Source organism: Salmonella sp. K21076 (assembly GCF_039650795.1).
In the GTDB taxonomy this organism is placed as follows: Bacteria; Pseudomonadota; Gammaproteobacteria; order Enterobacterales; family Enterobacteriaceae; genus Salmonella; species Salmonella enterica.
Genome location: NZ_JBCLYA010000048.1, coordinates 147,078 through 163,205 on the forward strand (window position 1 = coordinate 147,078; position 16,128 = coordinate 163,205).

Annotated in this window: 16 protein-coding genes and 1 pseudogene; all 17 read left to right on the plus strand. The window is 51.0% G+C overall.

The window, feature by feature from the left end:
- Nucleotides 1-40: 40 nt before the first annotated feature.
- The 17 genes and pseudogenes from AAYN39_RS17335 (at nucleotide 41) to pilM (ending at nucleotide 15,923) form a co-directional block, all read left to right on the plus strand.
- Entirely contained in the window at nucleotides 41-1,075 is a 1,035-nt protein-coding gene (locus tag AAYN39_RS17335) for a ParA family protein (protein WP_001195363.1), read from the plus strand.
- A complete protein-coding gene (dnaB-PI, locus tag AAYN39_RS17340) occupies nucleotides 1,072-2,436 on the plus strand; it encodes an SPI-7-type island replicative DNA helicase (RefSeq protein ID WP_000018529.1) in 1,365 nt (454 codons plus the stop codon). The genes AAYN39_RS17335 and dnaB-PI overlap by 4 nt, the downstream gene beginning before the upstream one ends.
- Nucleotides 2,429-4,228: a ParB family protein gene (locus tag AAYN39_RS17345; protein ID WP_001029724.1), complete on the plus strand. Its 1,800-nt coding sequence runs from the start codon at nucleotides 2,429-2,431 to the stop codon at nucleotides 4,226-4,228. Before dnaB-PI ends, AAYN39_RS17345 begins: the two co-directional genes overlap by 8 nt.
- Nucleotides 4,229-4,241: 13 nt before the next feature.
- Complete coding sequence (locus tag AAYN39_RS17350) at nucleotides 4,242-4,445, plus strand: TraR/DksA C4-type zinc finger protein (RefSeq protein ID WP_223229648.1); 204 nt, start codon at nucleotides 4,242-4,244, stop codon at nucleotides 4,443-4,445.
- Nucleotides 4,442-4,702, plus strand: a complete 261-nt coding sequence (locus tag AAYN39_RS17355; protein ID WP_000838568.1) for a hypothetical protein — start codon at nucleotides 4,442-4,444, stop codon at nucleotides 4,700-4,702. The genes AAYN39_RS17350 and AAYN39_RS17355 overlap by 4 nt, the downstream gene beginning before the upstream one ends.
- Complete coding sequence (locus AAYN39_RS17360) at nucleotides 4,689-5,411, plus strand: DUF2786 domain-containing protein (RefSeq protein WP_001275616.1); 723 nt, start codon at nucleotides 4,689-4,691, stop codon at nucleotides 5,409-5,411. The genes AAYN39_RS17355 and AAYN39_RS17360 overlap by 14 nt, the downstream gene beginning before the upstream one ends.
- A gap of 84 nt (nucleotides 5,412-5,495) precedes the next feature.
- A complete protein-coding gene (locus AAYN39_RS17365; protein WP_000144322.1) occupies nucleotides 5,496-6,053 on the plus strand; it encodes a DUF2857 domain-containing protein in 558 nt (185 codons plus the stop codon).
- On the plus strand, nucleotides 6,053-6,301 hold the full coding sequence (locus tag AAYN39_RS17370; RefSeq protein ID WP_000377625.1) for a hypothetical protein: 249 nt from the start codon (nucleotides 6,053-6,055) through the stop codon (nucleotides 6,299-6,301). The genes AAYN39_RS17365 and AAYN39_RS17370 overlap by 1 nt, the downstream gene beginning before the upstream one ends.
- Before the next feature lie 29 nt (nucleotides 6,302-6,330).
- Nucleotides 6,331-7,641 carry an STY4528 family pathogenicity island replication protein gene (locus tag AAYN39_RS17375; RefSeq protein ID WP_001194350.1) on the plus strand — a complete coding sequence of 437 codons (1,311 nt, stop codon included), beginning with the start codon at nucleotides 6,331-6,333 and terminating at the stop codon, nucleotides 7,639-7,641.
- Nucleotides 7,642-8,229: 588 nt separating this feature from the next.
- Entirely contained in the window at nucleotides 8,230-9,006 is a 777-nt protein-coding gene (locus AAYN39_RS17380) for a PFL_4669 family integrating conjugative element protein (RefSeq protein ID WP_001290445.1), read from the plus strand.
- Nucleotides 9,007-9,116: 110 nt separating this feature from the next.
- A complete protein-coding gene (gene topB / locus AAYN39_RS17385) occupies nucleotides 9,117-11,111 on the plus strand; it encodes a DNA topoisomerase III (protein ID WP_001241572.1) in 1,995 nt (664 codons plus the stop codon).
- Between the two features lie 667 nt (nucleotides 11,112-11,778).
- Complete coding sequence (locus tag AAYN39_RS17390) at nucleotides 11,779-12,228, plus strand: STY4534 family ICE replication protein (protein ID WP_000032521.1); 450 nt, start codon at nucleotides 11,779-11,781, stop codon at nucleotides 12,226-12,228.
- 80 nt (nucleotides 12,229-12,308) lie between these two features.
- The gene (locus tag AAYN39_RS17395) at nucleotides 12,309-12,527 is read left to right on the plus strand and encodes a hypothetical protein (RefSeq protein WP_000958171.1); all 219 of its coding nucleotides are present in this window, start codon (nucleotides 12,309-12,311) and stop codon (nucleotides 12,525-12,527) included.
- Nucleotides 12,528-12,539: 12 nt separating this feature from the next.
- A complete protein-coding gene (locus AAYN39_RS17400) occupies nucleotides 12,540-13,076 on the plus strand; it encodes a single-stranded DNA-binding protein (protein WP_000157067.1) in 537 nt (178 codons plus the stop codon).
- Between the two features lie 65 nt (nucleotides 13,077-13,141).
- Nucleotides 13,142-14,092: pseudogene (locus AAYN39_RS17405) on the plus strand (Rpn family recombination-promoting nuclease/putative transposase).
- A 164-nt stretch (nucleotides 14,093-14,256) separates the two neighbouring features.
- Entirely contained in the window at nucleotides 14,257-15,501 is a 1,245-nt protein-coding gene (locus tag AAYN39_RS17410; RefSeq protein ID WP_001095932.1) for a TcpQ domain-containing protein, read from the plus strand.
- Nucleotides 15,502-15,503: 2 nt separating this feature from the next.
- On the plus strand, nucleotides 15,504-15,923 hold the full coding sequence (gene pilM, locus AAYN39_RS17415; protein ID WP_000539682.1) for a type IV pilus biogenesis protein PilM: 420 nt from the start codon (nucleotides 15,504-15,506) through the stop codon (nucleotides 15,921-15,923).
- Nucleotides 15,924-16,128: the final 205 nt, after the last annotated feature.

A 16,128-nucleotide genomic window follows, 5' to 3' on the forward strand; every position in this document is an offset into this window, starting at 1 on the left:
AGGCAGGCGAACACATTCGAATAAATTTCGAGTGTATTGCATGCAAACTGTATCTCGCGTTAAGTGTTCCCCCCAGGTTTCAACCGGGGAGTCTGTAGAAAGAAAACCAGACGCCAGTATTCATTTGGCACAGCAGGTTTCACCGCATTCGTTGTTACTCCCTGATGAGCAACAATTCCCGGTAGTATTGCCAGTAGTATCCACTAAGGGCGGAGAAGGGAAGTCAACCAAGGCAGGCAATATTGCGGGTTACACCGCCGATGCTGGTCTGAAAACACTGCTAATCGATGGTGATTATAATCAGCCAACAGCCAGCAGTATTTTTAAACTTCACTATGAAGCACCCTGCGGACTGTATGAATTACTCATGCAGACTGCTGACCTTAACAAACCTGACAGCATCATTTCCCGCACGGTTATTCCCAATCTTGACGTCATCATTTCCAACGATCCTGACGATCGTCTTTCCAATGATATGCTGCATGCAGCTGATGGCAGAATGCGTCTGCGTAATGTCCTGCAGCATCCTCTTTTCAGACAATATGACGTCATAATCGTCGATTCCAAAGGCGCTGGCGGGGTGATGGTGGAGCTCGTGGTGCTCGCTGCGACTCAAAGCGTCATGGGTGTTATTAAACCGATTTTACCCGATGTACGTGAGTTCCTACGCGGCACTGTACGTCTTTTATCCAAACTTCTGGTTCTGGAACCCTACGGTATCCATATTCCCGATATTCGAATTCTCGCCAACTGTGTTGAACCCACTGTACTGGATCGAAACACCCTCAACGAACTCAAGGCAATCGTGGATAAAGGTCAGTACCCCCAGTCAGACCGTATTGCCATATCAATGCTGAATACCGAAATAGAGCAACTGGAAGTCTACAAACGTGGGCATGCGTGCGGGCAGCCAGTACATCGTCTCGAATATAAAACTGACCGGGTAAGCCTGCCGGCAGCGGAGTCCATGCACCACCTGGTCTGTGAGTTATTTCCTCAATGGAAAGATAAGTTTGATGCGGTTCTGGTTAACCGGCCTCAGCCCGGATTTGGTCAGGGGGCGGATGAGGTATGAGCCATAAATCTGTTTCTGCAGTATCCATGCTGTTTAATGTCGGAGCTGAAACCGGTGTTCTGGGCGGACTGATGCTCGATAACGACCGCTGGGATGAAATTGCGCCGCTTCTGAATTCCGGAGATTTTTATTATGGCCAGCATCAGATCATTTTTCGGGAGATAGAACGGTTGGTCAGTGCTGGCCTGCCCATTGACCTGATAACCCTGTCCGAATCCATGGAGCGAAAAGATCTGCTGGAGCGGTGCGGGGGGGTCGCTTATCTGGCTGAACTGTCAAAAAACACGCCCAGCGCCGCCAATATCGTTGCTTATGCCGAAATTGTGCGCGAGTACAGTCGTAAGCGACGGCTGGTTAAGCTGGGGCATGAGCTACATCAACTGGCCTCAGTCGGCGATGCGGATATACCCGGTCTGATTGAAAAGGCCGAAAAGCAGTTATTTAGTCTGGCTCAGCAGGCCTGTGACCCCGACATTTGTCTGAGCGTAACGACTCAGGTCGCTGACACGGTCAGCTGGCTGGAATCGGTCAGTGGGGGAAGCGGTGTGACCGGTACAGCGACAGGTTTTGCTGAACTGGATGAGAAAACCTGTGGCTGGCAGGACGGTGACCTGATTTTACTGGGTGCCCGGCCATCAATGGGGAAAACGGCAGAAGCACTGAAACATGCCGTTGCTGCGCTGGAAGGCAGTCCCGGCAAGACCGTTCAGTTCTACAGCATAGAGATGCCAACCCAGCAGCTGATAATGCGTCTGCTTTCAATGCTGGCCAGAGTGCCCTTCGATAACCTGCGCAAAGGTCTGCTGAGCGAAGGGCAGTGGAGTTTACTTGCGGATGCCGTAGCAAAACTGACCTCCTGGGAAGGACGTTTGCTGATAGACGATACCAGTTATCAGACGCCTTCCACGTTACGTATCAGCGCGCGGCGTAATGTGCGTAAATACGGTCAGCCCTCACTTATTCTTGTTGATTATCTTCAGTTAATGAGTTGTCCTGGCCGGGAGAACCGCACTCAGGAAATTCAGGAGATTTCCCGTTCGCTCAAGTCACTGGCCAAAGAGATAAGGTGCCCTGTGGCAGCTTTATCCCAGCTCAATCGCAGCGTTGAACAGCGTCAGGATAAACGTCCGATGGTCAGTGACCTTCGGGATTCCGGCTCACTGGAGCAGGATGCGGATGTCATCATGTTCCTGTACCGCGATGAAGTTTATAACGAGCACTCCCCGGATAGAGGCATAGCTGAAATCATTCTGGGTAAGCAACGTCAGGGGCCGCTGGGCACTGTCAAAGTTCGCTTTGAGGGGGAGTATATGCGCTTCTCGGAGTATCACCTTGGTTATGGGGAGGTGAGCTATGGCTAAAGCACCACTGTTAAATCTTAATAATGCGCTGCTACAGGGGGCGAAGGAATCATCTGCAGCTACAACCGCTGCTGTTGCGATTATGCCGACCAGTGAAATGCCGATGGTGCTGACGCTCGATGAGGTAGCTCCTAATCCGGACAATCCTCGCACAACACGCAATCCTAAGTACGATGAAATCAAGGAATCCATCAGAGCCCGTGGTCTGGATACGGTCCCGAAAGTGACGAAAAACCCGGATATCCCCGGCTCTCCTTATATTTTCAGCGATGGTGGTAACACCCGCTACGCCATTCTGCGAGAGCTGTTTGCTGAAACACAGGATGAACGCTTTTACCGCTTCCATGCTCTGTTCAAGCCATGGCCTGGCAGGCTTGAATGTCTGGTAGGGCATCTGGCCGAGAATGATGTAAGGGGGGATCTAACCTTTATCGACAAAGCGCTGGGAATAAAAAAAGCCCGCGCCATTCATGAAGAAACTCTTGGACGAACGGTAACCCTGCGAGAGCTGGCGGACCTGCTCGGACAGCAGGGATACCCCATTCACAACTCAATGATCAGCCGTATGGAACATACGGTGGAATATCTTTATCCCTTTATGCCGGAGTTGCTGGTTTCTGGGTTAGGTAAGCCCCAGATAGTTAATTTATTAAATTTGCGAGCTGATGCTTTAAAAATTTGGCAGCAATATTCGGTGATGACTGAGACTGATAGTGATTTTAATGAGATTTTCGGTCATGTCTGTACTCAGTTTGACGATCCGGAGGTGTATTCCTTCGAAATGTTCAGAGATGAGTTTATCGGTATGTTGGTGAATGTTTTACCACACCCTTCTCTTAACTATGATCGGTGGCTACTTGAGCTGGATCCTAAGGCACGTAACCAGAGAAAGTTATTTGGTGAGCCAGAACCTGTGGCATCTCATCTGGTGGATGCAGATCGCCAGACATGGCAGAGCACTGCATCATTGCCGGGTACTGCAAACGATGAGAATCAACAAGGCGGTTCCTCTTTAAAACCGAAGCTGAATAACGCCCCTGTCTTACCTAAACAACCAGATCCAGATAATGACAATGGGGATAACGATGATGTGACCGGCGAATGGTTCGGTTCTTGTGGATCACCTCGTTTACCTAAAGCTGAAGTCCAGAACGATTTCCTCGGGGGGCCCTCAGTTTTAACCGGTGATGTTATTCCTGATGAGTACCACTTTATTCCCGACGCCGGAAATATCGCTGTCAGTGCATCAGCTTTCGCTGGCGCTCAGGTGGGATTGACTGCGGATACTCCTTCTGACGCCGTTAGTATTGCCAGCGAGATGCCGGGTCTCTCACTTTTACCCACAGAACCAGCACTTTCCTCAGTTGAGTTTGCCAACGTAGGGCTCGAGCCTGTTACTGATATCTGGGTCATTCCGGCTCTGCAGGATGATATCGAACATCTGCAGGACATGGCTTACCGGCTTGCTTATGAACTTGCAGAGGCGATGGGCTGTGAGGTTCATGTCAGTGAAGATAAAAATGCCAGTGCGGCCGGGTTCTCTGTTTCAGAACACGGCGGAGAATTTGCTCTTTTTCTGGCAGGGCTTTCCGGTCACGTGCCGAATAAACAATTCAACATGTTTATGTTCTGTCTCAACTTCTTTGGCTCCCAATCAGCGGGAGATACGCCTGTTTTTGACGATGTGCATGTAGTGAAGAGTCTGCGCCTTATTCGTGTTATTCGCCGTCTGCGCGAGCTGCAGAGAAATATGGCGGCTGAACAAAATGACGGGAGGAGGCATGAGCATTGATGTTGATGATTCGATGGCTCAGAACGAATCGCAGGTAAACATTGACAACAGGTTTGCCGAAATCCGGGCTGCTCTTCGGATTAAGGGACATGTATCACGACGACATTGTCGGGACTGTGGTGATGAAATCCCTGACTCGCGCCGTGAGTCCATCCCCGGGGTAAGCCTGTGCATGTACTGTCAGGAATGGCGAGAATCAGGAGACAAAAAACAATGAAGAGTCTGAAAAAGCCCCGCTCACATTACCAGTGGGTCGGTGCCACGGTTGTCACCACACAGGAGCTGAGCAGTGGACTGGCGGTTATTCCTGTCGGAAGTCGAGGCGTAGTGAATGCAGCAAAGCGCGGGCTGTCGGTAATATTTGATGCCTGCCCGTGTTGCGGTGTTCAGCTAAGGCTGACCCGTATTCGTCCTGAGATGCTTGATATTGTGGCATATCCGGAAATTGAGGAGGTGACTCGTGTCGGCGAATGAAAAAGTTCTTTCACGTATCAAGAAGCTAATGGTACTGGCCGAAAAAACAGGTAATCCCTATGAGGCATCAGTGGCTTTACGGCAGGCCCAGGCATTGATGATGAAATACGATGTAACCCCGGCGAGCGTGGTACCGGGAGAAATAACAAGTGAGACCTGCAGGAATATCCCCAGTAATGCTCTTTCGGTTCCGGGTTGGCTGAATGCTCTGGTTACAGTGGTTTGCATGACCGCGGGCTGTCGCAGCTATTACGGCTGGTATCAGAACAGTGATCATAAGAAGCGTCGCAGCGTAACATTTTACGGGCTTGGTGAACGTCCGGCGGTGGCGGGTTATCTGTTTGGCGTTGTCTCCCGTCAGTTGAAGCGTGATGCCGAACATTATCTCCATACCGCGTGCGCACATCCGTTACTGAAACTTTCCACTATCCGTCGCCGTATGGATGAATACCGTTTGTACTGGGTGGCCGGAGTATGGACGGTTCTGGAGTCATTTGAACCTGAAACATCAGAAAAAGTTCTACTCGACCGCTGGTTAACACAGCAGCAGCGCAATCTGACCCCTGCGAAAGTACGGCAGCCGGAAGGGTGTCGTAACGCCAAAAAAGTGAGGCAGGCTGCATGGACAGCTGGTAGGCAGGCTGAGATTTATCCGGCTATGGACTATCGCAGTGAGGAGCATTCGCTTCAGGAGGTATCCAATGGTTAACGTTCTGGCGTTTATTCTCGCTCCAGGGGCCTGTAATCAATTAATTGTCTTGGATAATGAAAGTGTTCACGTTCAGGAGGCGATATGACTTTTTCACTTGCACAGGGTGCCAACAGTCTTTTGTTCAATCTGGTTATGGAACTGAGAGGTGGAAATATTCGGCGATGTGAGGCGCTGGGGTTGAAACCTGAAGAAATGCGTCTCCTCAGAAGTCTGACGATGGAAGAACTGCATTATCTGTCAGGCAGCCCTGTTTCTGTTTTAAATGTAGCAATACATCATGAAAATCTAAAACGAATGCTGGACCAGGCCAATCGTGAGCAAAAGCGTAGCGAACGAATTGATCGTGCTATTGCTCTTGGTGCATCAATAGAGATGATGGGGATCTTCTTTGGTCTGAATGCTTCAGATGTCAGTTCTAAACGGCGGCTCGAGGGGATCCAGACACGTCAGGGACGTTGCCAGTCACCTGATGAGGAGTGTGAAGCGAAGATATGGCGTCTCTGGCATGAGGCCAATATCAGCGATATAGAAAGTCTTAACTCTCTTGAAACTATGATGCTTATTGCGGAAGAGGCTGATGTCAGTCTCACGGTGATCTGGGGATTAATCAAAAACTGGTGTACGGGGGAGGTAGCCTGATGGATTCACTGGCACCCTCCTTTCAGTTTTACCGTACTGACCCGAGAAATGTGAGTAAAGCTGTCACGTCAAAGGCGCGTACACTGCTTTCCCTGTACCAGCAGGGAAAGCGAGTCTACAGCCAGATAGGACAGACAGGTTATCTCAAGATTGATCTGGGATTACGCTGGCGTCTGCTGAGTAAGGATGCAGGTAAAAGCTGGTTATTTATGTCTCACCAGACCTATAACCGGGAACTGAAACGATGAGAGACGCATCGATAACAACAGAAAGAACGATGCAAACTCCGGCTCAGGTGATGGAAGAACCCGGTTCATCCGTTCACCGTTTGCCTGCAGATGATATCATTGACTACACCTTGTCGAAGATGCAGGCACGGCTTGACGGTACGCCGGGGTCGTCGGGGCAGGAGCGTAACGGGCTGCTGTTTACAGGTAATATTCACGACGCCTACCCGCGGGCGCTAATCCTGGATATGCGCCTTTCTCCTCTGGATAAAATGTGCTGGATAATGATACGGCAGTATGCCCTGCAGAACGACGGCGCCATCTTCCCCTCATATGATGAACTTCAGAAACTGCTTTCTTCCCCCGGTTCCGGACAGGCGTCACGCGATACGGTGAGCCGTGCGCTGACCATGCTTCGACTAACGGGCTGGTTGAGTTTGTGCAAGCGGGTGCGTGATACCGGGGGCCGGGTACGGGGAAATATTTACGCCCAGCATGATGAACCAGTCAGTGCGAAGGATGCAGAGATGTTTGACCCGGGATGGCTGGATATGGTGGGTAAAGCCTGCCAGCACAAATACAGAGAGGTCAGCGACACGGCCTTTCATGTACTGAACGGGATACTTGATGATCCGATGATGCGTCACAGGCATTCGCGGATGACGGAAATTGCGGAACGTCTGACCCGCCCGTCCAAGGTGGGTGATGTTGCCCGCACTCATCAAAATCCGGGTACCGGACTCAGTCTGAATAGCATAAAAAATGAGCATAAATCACTTAGTCCGGTAAACAGACCCAGTAGTGAGAGGGGGGAGAAATCACCGAGTCCGGATAGCAGACTCAGCCTGAAATCAGACAGTTACGACAGAGTCCGGCAACCGGACTGCAATAACGTACGTTCTTTCACACAAAGTGTGATTAAAAAAACGTACGTATCTCCCCAGAGTGGCAAAAATGCGGTTGCCGGAATACCCGAGGGGTTCGTGTGGCCTGATGGTCTGCAGTCCATCCTGCCGGAAAGTGAACAACCCATGCTGGCTCAACAGTTGAATCAGCTTGCACAGAAATCACCAGTTCAGGCTGAACAGATCGCCCTCAGCGTGGTGAATGGCTGGCACCAGAAACGTATCAGCAATCCGGTGGGCTACTTGCTGACTACACTCAGGCAAGCGAGGGCAGGACTGTATCGTCTGGAACCTGCTGTCACTCAGCCTGTTAAGAGCAGATCTGTCGTGCCAGCTGAGCCATCCGCTGCCGGGAAAATCCCGACATGCTCAGCTGAAGCTGATGTCCCTGCAGGTCAGGAAGTCGTGAAGGCGATGGTGGAGCAAATTCGTCAGAGAATGAATTCCTCTCAATGACTGGTTAAAAAATATACTTTGCTGCCAGTGGCAGCATGGTACAAAAAATGACCAGAAACTGTATTTGGGTCTGCCAGAAAGTGTGTTGGTTAAAAAATGAGCTTTGCTGCCAGTGGCAACACGGTATAAAAAATGACCAGAGACTGTATTTAGGTCTGCCAGAAAGTGTATTGGTTAAAAAATGAGCTTTGCTGCCAGTGGCAGCATGGTATAAAAAATGACCAGAGACTGTATTTAGGTCTGCCAGAAAGTATATTGGTTAAAAAGTGAGCTTTGTTGCCAGTGGCAACACGGTATAAAAAATGACCAGAGACTGTATTTGGGTCTGCCAGAAAATGTATTGGTTAAAAAATGAGCTTTGCTGCCAGTGGCAGCATGGTATAAAAAATAACCAGTGAGTGTATTTGGGTCTGCCAGAAGGCTTGTTGGTTAAAAAATGAGCTTTACTGCCCGAGACTGCATAGTACAAAACGACCACTTATTGAAAACCTAATCTTTGGATTAAGAATTTTGCATTGTGACTTCTGGCTTACCTGACTAATTATCGCCCTCACTAAATACGTTTTATTCGATGGTGAGGGGTTGGTGATGAGTGAGAAAGAACAGGTATCAGTGTCCAGAAAAGCGGGTGCTTTACGTTCGGCGCTGAACATAGCGTTGAATACTGATTATGCAATAAATTTGTGGCAGGGGCGTCCTCCGGAAGAAGAGGGGGAAAAGGAGGGGAAGAAAAAAGAGCGTCGTCAGAGTCTTATTTTCAGTATGCCAGCCTTCATTCAAAAAGCAGGTCGTATTAATGCCGATTCATTTAATGACAATCCGTATGCTGATCAGAAGATGCTTGAGCTTGAGACACTTTTGCAGTCCGCTTCGGTCAAGATGAATGAAGAGCTTGTTGCACTCAAGAAGTCAATGTCAATGCTACCCCCTCAGGCGACTATTTCTGAGGTCAACTGTGCTTCTCCTTTAAATATTGGAGTTTTCAGTCGTACACCTCTGGGTTATCGATGTGTATGGCTTCTGGTTGGCTTTGACCAACTGGCAATGCAGGCTTTTCAGGCCGCGCATTATGGTTTTATCTCCCGGCAAGAGCTTCACCGTAGCCTTCGACGGGGAGGCCATCTAATCCGTCAGATCTATGGTGCCGCTCAGAAATATCGTTTTTTTCAGGTGAACCGCCGCGATTTTGCATTACAGAATGCTCAGTACCATGAGGCAATCAGGAACGCAGGTGAAATTGACGAAGCTGTTTTGTTGGGGCAAAAACGTTCCTCTTTTTCACCCCCAGTCAGTAAGGAGAGTATTGAACTTCTACTGGCGGCAAATGCAAAAGCAGACAAAGCAGATATTGTGCAATTACTGTAAGAACCGTTAGAAGAACAGATTGTGGCTGACCCTTCTTTATTTGTCGCTGATTCGAAACGCATCGATGGTTAAGCCCGCAGAAAGGCTGGTTTTCTGAAAGGAGTGTTATCATGCGTCTGGTGTTGTGTGAAAAACCTTCTCAGGGCAGAGATATTGCGAAGTTTCTTGGCGCCACTCAAAGAGGCGAAGGATTCCTGAATGGTCCGGGAGTTACAGTCACCTGGGCTCGCGGCCATCTGCTGGAGACAGCTGAACCGGAAGTATATGGCGAACAGTATGGTAAGCCATGGCGCACCGATGTGCTTCCTTTATTACCACAGCAGTGGAAACTGGTAGTCAAAGCGGATGCAAAAGCCCAATTCGCGGTAATTAACCGTCTGCTTAAACAGGTAGATGAGGTGGTAATTGCCACGGATGCTGACCGGGAAGGTGAAGTAATCGCCCGTGAGTTGCTGGATTACTGCAAGTTTCAGGGGCGTGTATTCCGGTTGTGGATGTCAGCTCTGGATGATGCCAGTATCCGGTCAGCGTTAGCTGATTTGTGGCCGTCTTCCCGAACTGAATCGCTTTATTATGCTGGCGTGGGCAGGAGCAGGGCTGACTGGCTGATCGGTATGAATCTGACTCGCCTGTTTACACTCCTGGGGCGTGAAGCGGGTATCGGTAACGTACTTTCAGTTGGCCGGGTACAAACGCCAACGCTGGCGATAGTGGTAAAGCGTGATCGTGAAATTGATAACTTCGTGTCGAAACCGTACTTCGAAGTTATTGCCACGATGGCCGTGAATGGCGTGTTGTTTCCATCCAAATGGGTACCGGCTGCACAGTATTGCGATGAAGAGAAGCGTTGTATCCAGTCGGGGGTAGCGGCACAGGTGGTTCAGTTGTGTCGGCAAACGCCAACGGCTGCGATAATCAATTGCCAGATCGAGAGGAAAAAACAATCAGCGCCGCTGGCTTTCAGCCTGAGCACACTACAACAGGCCTGCTCCCGACACTGGGGGATGCCAGCCCAGACGGTACTTGATATCGCCCAGAAGTTATATGAAACCCACAAACTGACGACCTATCCCAGAACTGACTGTGGTTATCTGCCGTTATCGATGCGAGAAGAAATCCCACAGGTACTGTCTGCTGTGGTCGGAACTGATCCGGCGCTACAGCCGGTGGTCGCGAGTCTGGACACTCAGTTTGTGTCACGTATCTGGAATGATAAAAAAATTACCGCTCATCACGGTATCATTCCGACAAAACATACTGGTGATCTGAGCAAACTCAGTGATGCTGAGCGCAATGTCTATCAGCTGGTCAGGTTGCACTACCTGGCCCAGTTCCTGCCCCAGATGGAAATTGACGTGACTGAGGCCACATTTAATATTGGCGGTCAGCTTTTCCGTACCCGTGGTAACGTTTTGGTGAAACCCGGCTGGAAATCTCTGTTTGGCAAAATGTCCGAAGATGATGAGGATAATACTGGTGAAACCACACTGCCCGCCATGCAGGCGGGCCAGGTCTGCCAGGTGCAGGGCGCTGAGCAGAAGGTACTGCAGACAAAACCGCCTGCTCCGTACAACGATGGAACTCTTATTGCCGCGATGACCAATGCGGCGGCGTTCGTTACTGACGCCGCGCTGAAAAAGGTGCTCAAAGAGAATGCGGGGATAGGAACTGAAGCAACACGGGCCGGGATAATCGACACGCTGTTGAAGCGTGGGTTTCTGGTGCGTGAGAAAAAGACGCTTAAGTCAACACCTCTTGGACGTAACCTGGTGGATGTGTTGCCAGGAACGTTAACGAATCCCGGACTTACGGCACTGTGGGAACAGATGCTGGATGAGGTAGCTGCAGGCAGGGTGAGCCTGGATGACTTTATGGCAAAGCAAAGTCAGTGGGTCAGTCAGCTGGTCGCTCAGGGGAGATCACAGCCACTGACTATGCAGGCGCCACCTTCACCACCCTGTCCTGTATGTGGCGGCAAGACGTTGCAGCGCAATGGAAAGAGTGGCTTGTTCTGGGGCTGCCTGAAATATCCGGAGTGCAAAGGTATCGTGAACAATGGTAACAAGGGCCCCAGAGGACGCAGACGAAAACCTTCGCCAGCCTAGAATACTAACGGGTTGTTTTCTTTCGCTGAATTCTGGTAGCCTTATATCGCTTTGATAAGAGCAGCACCCATGGCTGTGGAACGGTTCGAAAGCTTTGCATGCCTTTCGCAACTCCAGTCAGGAGAACGATCTTTACTCGAAGGATCCGTCCTCAAAGCGCAATCACTCCGTGAAAACCGCGCTGAGCCATTGACCGGCTTCGGAGATTTGATTTTACCTCATGTTCTGGTGCAACAGTTTGGTTGAGAAATGGCCTTCGCGTTAGCGAGGGCCATTTTTTTATGGCGAGACAAAAAATATTTAACGGGTTGACAGGGTTAACTAATGTTCTAAAAATGGTCGCGAACCTTATGTCGCTTAGCGACCACCAATGTTCCAGTGATCTGAGAGGAGCGCCTTCGGGTGATCACAACACCAATGTTCCGGCAATCTGAGAGGGACGCCTTCGGGTGATTGCACACCAATGTCATCGTAGCCTGAGAGGTGACGCCTTCGGGTGGTACAGCCCTTTAATCTTTGGAAACGGCTGTCGCAGCATTTTGCGATGAAGATATTTTAAACTTATTGATCATCAGCGTTTTGCCAGCGTTGATATCCCTGCGGGAATCCATCATCCCGCCAGGGTAGATGTTTTCTCCGCAACGATTTCATTCCATGGAGAAACATCATGTCTAAAGAAACTAACTACTTTAATCTGAATATCAACGGTCTGGGCTATATCACGAATGTACGTCAGGTTGTCAACGGTAACAGTAAGTTTACCTGTTGTACGCTGAATGCCCTTAGTGGTCCGACAGATAATGCAGACTACACCCGCTTTGATGTCACAGTCGCAGGCAAAGACGCAACGAGTTTAATTAACCGCTGCCAGAAGTCCTGTGATGAGGACAAAAAAGTAATGATCGGTTTTGTTCTCAGTGGGATCAAATCCGATATTTTTACCCTTGCAAAAGGTGATCATGCCGGTGAAAACCGTGTCAGCCTGAAGACTCGCCTCATCCGGGTTGACTGGATAAAAATTGACGGTGCAATTGTCTATAAGGCAGAAAAACCGGATTCCACTCCTCCGGCCCAGAGCCAGCCCGCGCAGAAGCAGTACGCGGAAGATTCGTTCTGAGTTCTCCTTAACCCTTCCTGATGGAAACACACTTTCCGTCAGGAAGGTGTGTTCCTGACTTAATGTAAAAGGAACAATCAATGTTAACTTCACCATCATCTTCTACTGGTTTACTGGCAGCAAAATTTGCCGGGTTATCCTTACCTTTACAGGTCCTTCGCAGTGGTGCCGGATATTACATCGGCACGCAAAATGAAGAAGGGCCGGTATCCCGTGAATCTGTTGAGTACTTTTCCACTCAGTCTCAGGCAGAACATGCGCTCAAACAGGGCACATGGTCACAGCGTGAACAGGCTTAAGGAGAGATACTCATGGCTTCTAAAGGTGTAAACAAAGTTATTCTGGTGGGAAATCTGGGACAGGATCCTGAGGTGCGTTATATGCCAAATGGCGGTGCCGTGGTAAACCTCAGTCTGGCAACCTCAGATACCTGGACAGATAAACAGACCGGTGACAAAAAAGAGCGCACTGAATGGCACAGGGTGGTTCTTTACGGCAAGCTGGCCGAAATTGCCAGTGAGTATCTGCGTAAGGGCTCCCAGGTATACATCGAAGGTGCATTACGCACCCGCAAATGGACGGATCAGTCTGGCGTTGAAAAGTACACTACAGAAGTGGTCGTCAGCCAGTCAGGTACGATGCAGATGTTGGGCGGACGAAATAGTGCGGGAAGTGGGCAGCAACAGGGCGGCTGGGGTCAGCCTCAGCAACCAGCAGCGCCTTCTCACAGCGGGATGCCACCTCAACAGCATCCTGCAAATGAGCCGCCAATGGACTTCGACGATGATATCCCGTTCGCGCCGTTCGGGCACAGTGTGGCCAGACATGCGCTTTATGTGCTGTCCTGAAAATTGTCGCTGAATAATGCCTTCCTGTGGAAGGCATTATGTTTTGAACATATGAAGGATACGGAATGGATAACGAAAAGGGTCATAACCGGCCCGGGCACGATGGCCTGTTTAAGCTTTTTCTGCGTGAGCCGGACACTGCGAGGGATTTCCTGGCAGTTCATCTTCCCGCAGATATCCGCGCGCAGGTTCGTCTCGATACGCTGAAGCTTGAACCGGGTAGTTTTGTGGATCAGAAGCTTCGCGAACTGCACTCGGATGTACTGTATTCGGTGGAAACCGCAGAAGGTCACGCCGGGTACATATACTGTCTTGTGGAACACCAGTCGACCGCAGACCGGATGATGGCCTGGCGGATGATGCGTTACTCGATGGCAGTGATGGATGCCCACCTGAAAAAGGGTAACGGGACACTGCCGGTGGTGGTGCCGTTACTGTTTTATCAGGGAATGGTGCGGCCTTACCCATACAGTACAGACTGGATGGACTGTTTCGATGTACCGGCGCTGGCGCGGGAGGTTTACTCCCGACCGTGGCCCCTGGTGGATGTCAGCGTCATGGAGGACTGCGACCTGCAGTCTCACCGTCGTATGGCATTACTGGAGCTGGTTCAGCGGGATATCCGGCATCGCGACGCTGCATCGCTGCTGCGTGATGTTGTACAGCTGATTTGACTAGCCGGAAATACCCGGGCGCAGGTGGAAGCCGTCCTGTGTTATATTATCTACAATGGCATGACAAGCGAGAGTATCACGCCGTTTTTATACGAACTGGCCGGTGAGATCCCGGAGTATAAGGAGTTGATCATGGGCACAATTGCACAGCAACTGAAAGAAGAAGGTATCCAGCAGGGTATTCAGCAGAGTATTCAGCAGGAGCGTCAGGCCAGCCTTGAGCGTGAGCAGAAGACGTTACTGGAAACTGCGTATGCCTTGCTTGACAATGGTGTCAGCCTGGAAGTGGTGATTAAATCCACAGGTCTGAACCGCGAGACGCTGGAACAACCGCGTCATTAACATCGAGGGTTATCGACCTTCTTTACATTGAGTAAATTCATGTATGCAGAATGCCAGCAATGATGCTGGCTTTTTTTTTCATTTTTGCATAAAGAGTTGTTTATTGAGCGCTAAGCCAAATCTCCGCACGATTGCCGTAATTACGGTCATCCACGGGATTTTTCATGAACACACAAGCGCTTTTCTGCCTGAGCCTGCCGCTGGTGATTGCCGGGTGTGCACAGCAGACCTCCACCCAAACCGCTCGCGACAGCGCATTTGCACAGAGTCAGCAGCCTTCCGTCTTCTCTGATATTTACCAGCGATCACCGGAGGTGACTCGCAGCGGGCGTTACACGCTGGTCAGTATTAAAAGTGCGGATGCGCAGCGGGAACCGCTCAACCAGCTCATCGATATTACTATGCCAGGGCAACTGGTTAACTCAGTCGGTGACGGATTTCGCTACCTGCTGTTTCAGTCTGGTTATTCCCTGTGCGGACATTATGGTGCTGACTTTTCTGAGCTGCTGAACCGGCCGTTACCGGCCGTTCAGCGCAAAATTGGGCCGATGCGACTCAGTGAGGCACTGCAGGTGGTCGCCGGTCCTGCCTGGCGAATGTCCGTGGATGAAGTCAACCGGGAGGTCTGTTTCGTATTGCGTGATGCATATCGGGTACAGGCTAAAACTAAAGCACTGACATCTGTCACACCCGCCGTGACCGGCGCCGCAAGAACCTCCTCCCCGGAAACCACCCGCAATCCTTATACCGGCGTTCTGCCGGGGAATAAAGCTGAACCCGTGATCGCCGGCCAGCACCTGGCGGCGAAGAAAGGTACTGAACTGAAACCGGTCAGTCAGTCACTTCCTGTCCCTGCCCTGAGACCTGGTGGGACACCGGTAACGTCAGGAGTGTCCTCTGCCCCCCCCGTGAAACAAGTCTCTTCTCCGGCTCCGCGCAATCCGTTCACAGGAAAAAACCTGACCGGGACCACCCTGTCGGCGTCTCATTCACCGGCGCCTGTGGGAGAGAAGGCTCAGGCTAAAACACCGTCTCCCTCAACCGTTAAGGCTGTAAATCCGGCGACGGCTACGGTACTGGCCACGACAACAAAACCGTTAACCGGTACGCCTGTAGCTGCAGTGGCCAGTGGCCCTGAGTGGAAGGCGGTTGTCGGCAGCACGCTCAAAGAGTCCCTGACTGACTGGGCCGGAAGAGCTGACTGTCCGGGGGGAGGACACTGGGTGGTTATCTGGCAGACCCCTACGGATTACCGCATTGACGCACCGTTGGTATTTAAAGGCAACTTTGAGACGGCGCTGGTTCAGGTGTTTGACCTTTATAAGAAAGCTGACAAGCCCTTATTTGCTGAAGCTTCCCGCCTGCAGTGCCTGGTTTCAGTTGCGGATAAACCGGCTGACCGGTCGTAGCTATGGGCTGGTTCATTGTCGCTCTGGGCACAGTATTTCTGCTTGTCGTCGGACATGTCCAGACCACTCAGCGAAGCGAGGTTGTCAAAGCGCAGCAGTCGGGGAGTTCGTATCTGTTGGCCCGGCAAATGTTATTGCTGGCTGCGGGAATTAATGACTGGCGCTACCGACATACCCTGACGGACGGAACGGTCGCCTTGTCAGAACTGGCCCTGCCGGTGGCTCCTGACAGCCGTATCCGACATGTCATTGTGGCTAACCGGCTGTGGGTCTGGATGCCTGAAGTCCCGGGTCTGGTGGATGCGCTGCGTGAACAGTCAGGTGGGTCGGCATTAACTGGCACGGTGACGCAGGGGCAACTGGTCTGGTTATCCGGTATCGGTAATGGACCATTCAGTGCCCGCGTGGTACCGGACGACTGACCTGCTGCCAGCGCATCGGGTGAAAAAATTACCCTGACGCCGCAAAGCGCAGTGATTCGCTCTCCAACTTCCGGCAGAGTCAGTCCGTCCCGTGCCAGCGTTATCTGACAGTCAGGGAAGTTTTCCTGAGGGATACCCCGTGACACTGTCGGGACGGGTTTGAGATTGACCCAGGGTTTATCCGTCCAGACCAGCGCTCCCTGTG

What these genes read in the sequence shown, in the direction of transcription:
- AAYN39_RS17335 (WP_001195363.1), top strand. Translation starts at nt 41, where the DNA reads ATGCAAACTGTATCTCGCGTTAAGTGTTCCCCCCAGGTTTCAACCGGG.
- dnaB-PI (WP_000018529.1), top strand. Translation starts at nt 1,072, where the DNA reads ATGAGCCATAAATCTGTTTCTGCAGTATCCATGCTGTTTAATGTCGGA.
- AAYN39_RS17345 (WP_001029724.1), top strand. Translation starts at nt 2,429, where the DNA reads ATGGCTAAAGCACCACTGTTAAATCTTAATAATGCGCTGCTACAGGGG.
- AAYN39_RS17350 (WP_223229648.1), top strand. Translation starts at nt 4,242, where the DNA reads ATGGCTCAGAACGAATCGCAGGTAAACATTGACAACAGGTTTGCCGAA.
- AAYN39_RS17355 (WP_000838568.1), top strand. Translation starts at nt 4,442, where the DNA reads ATGAAGAGTCTGAAAAAGCCCCGCTCACATTACCAGTGGGTCGGTGCC.
- AAYN39_RS17365 (WP_000144322.1), top strand. Translation starts at nt 5,496, where the DNA reads ATGACTTTTTCACTTGCACAGGGTGCCAACAGTCTTTTGTTCAATCTG.
- AAYN39_RS17370 (WP_000377625.1), top strand. Translation starts at nt 6,053, where the DNA reads ATGGATTCACTGGCACCCTCCTTTCAGTTTTACCGTACTGACCCGAGA.
- AAYN39_RS17375 (WP_001194350.1), top strand. Translation starts at nt 6,331, where the DNA reads ATGCAAACTCCGGCTCAGGTGATGGAAGAACCCGGTTCATCCGTTCAC.
- AAYN39_RS17380 (WP_001290445.1), top strand. Translation starts at nt 8,230, where the DNA reads ATGAGTGAGAAAGAACAGGTATCAGTGTCCAGAAAAGCGGGTGCTTTA.
- topB (WP_001241572.1), top strand. Translation starts at nt 9,117, where the DNA reads ATGCGTCTGGTGTTGTGTGAAAAACCTTCTCAGGGCAGAGATATTGCG.
- AAYN39_RS17390 (WP_000032521.1), top strand. Translation starts at nt 11,779, where the DNA reads ATGTCTAAAGAAACTAACTACTTTAATCTGAATATCAACGGTCTGGGC.
- AAYN39_RS17395 (WP_000958171.1), top strand. Translation starts at nt 12,309, where the DNA reads ATGTTAACTTCACCATCATCTTCTACTGGTTTACTGGCAGCAAAATTT.
- AAYN39_RS17400 (WP_000157067.1), top strand. Translation starts at nt 12,540, where the DNA reads ATGGCTTCTAAAGGTGTAAACAAAGTTATTCTGGTGGGAAATCTGGGA.
- AAYN39_RS17410 (WP_001095932.1), top strand. Translation starts at nt 14,257, where the DNA reads ATGAACACACAAGCGCTTTTCTGCCTGAGCCTGCCGCTGGTGATTGCC.
- pilM (WP_000539682.1), top strand. Translation starts at nt 15,504, where the DNA reads ATGGGCTGGTTCATTGTCGCTCTGGGCACAGTATTTCTGCTTGTCGTC.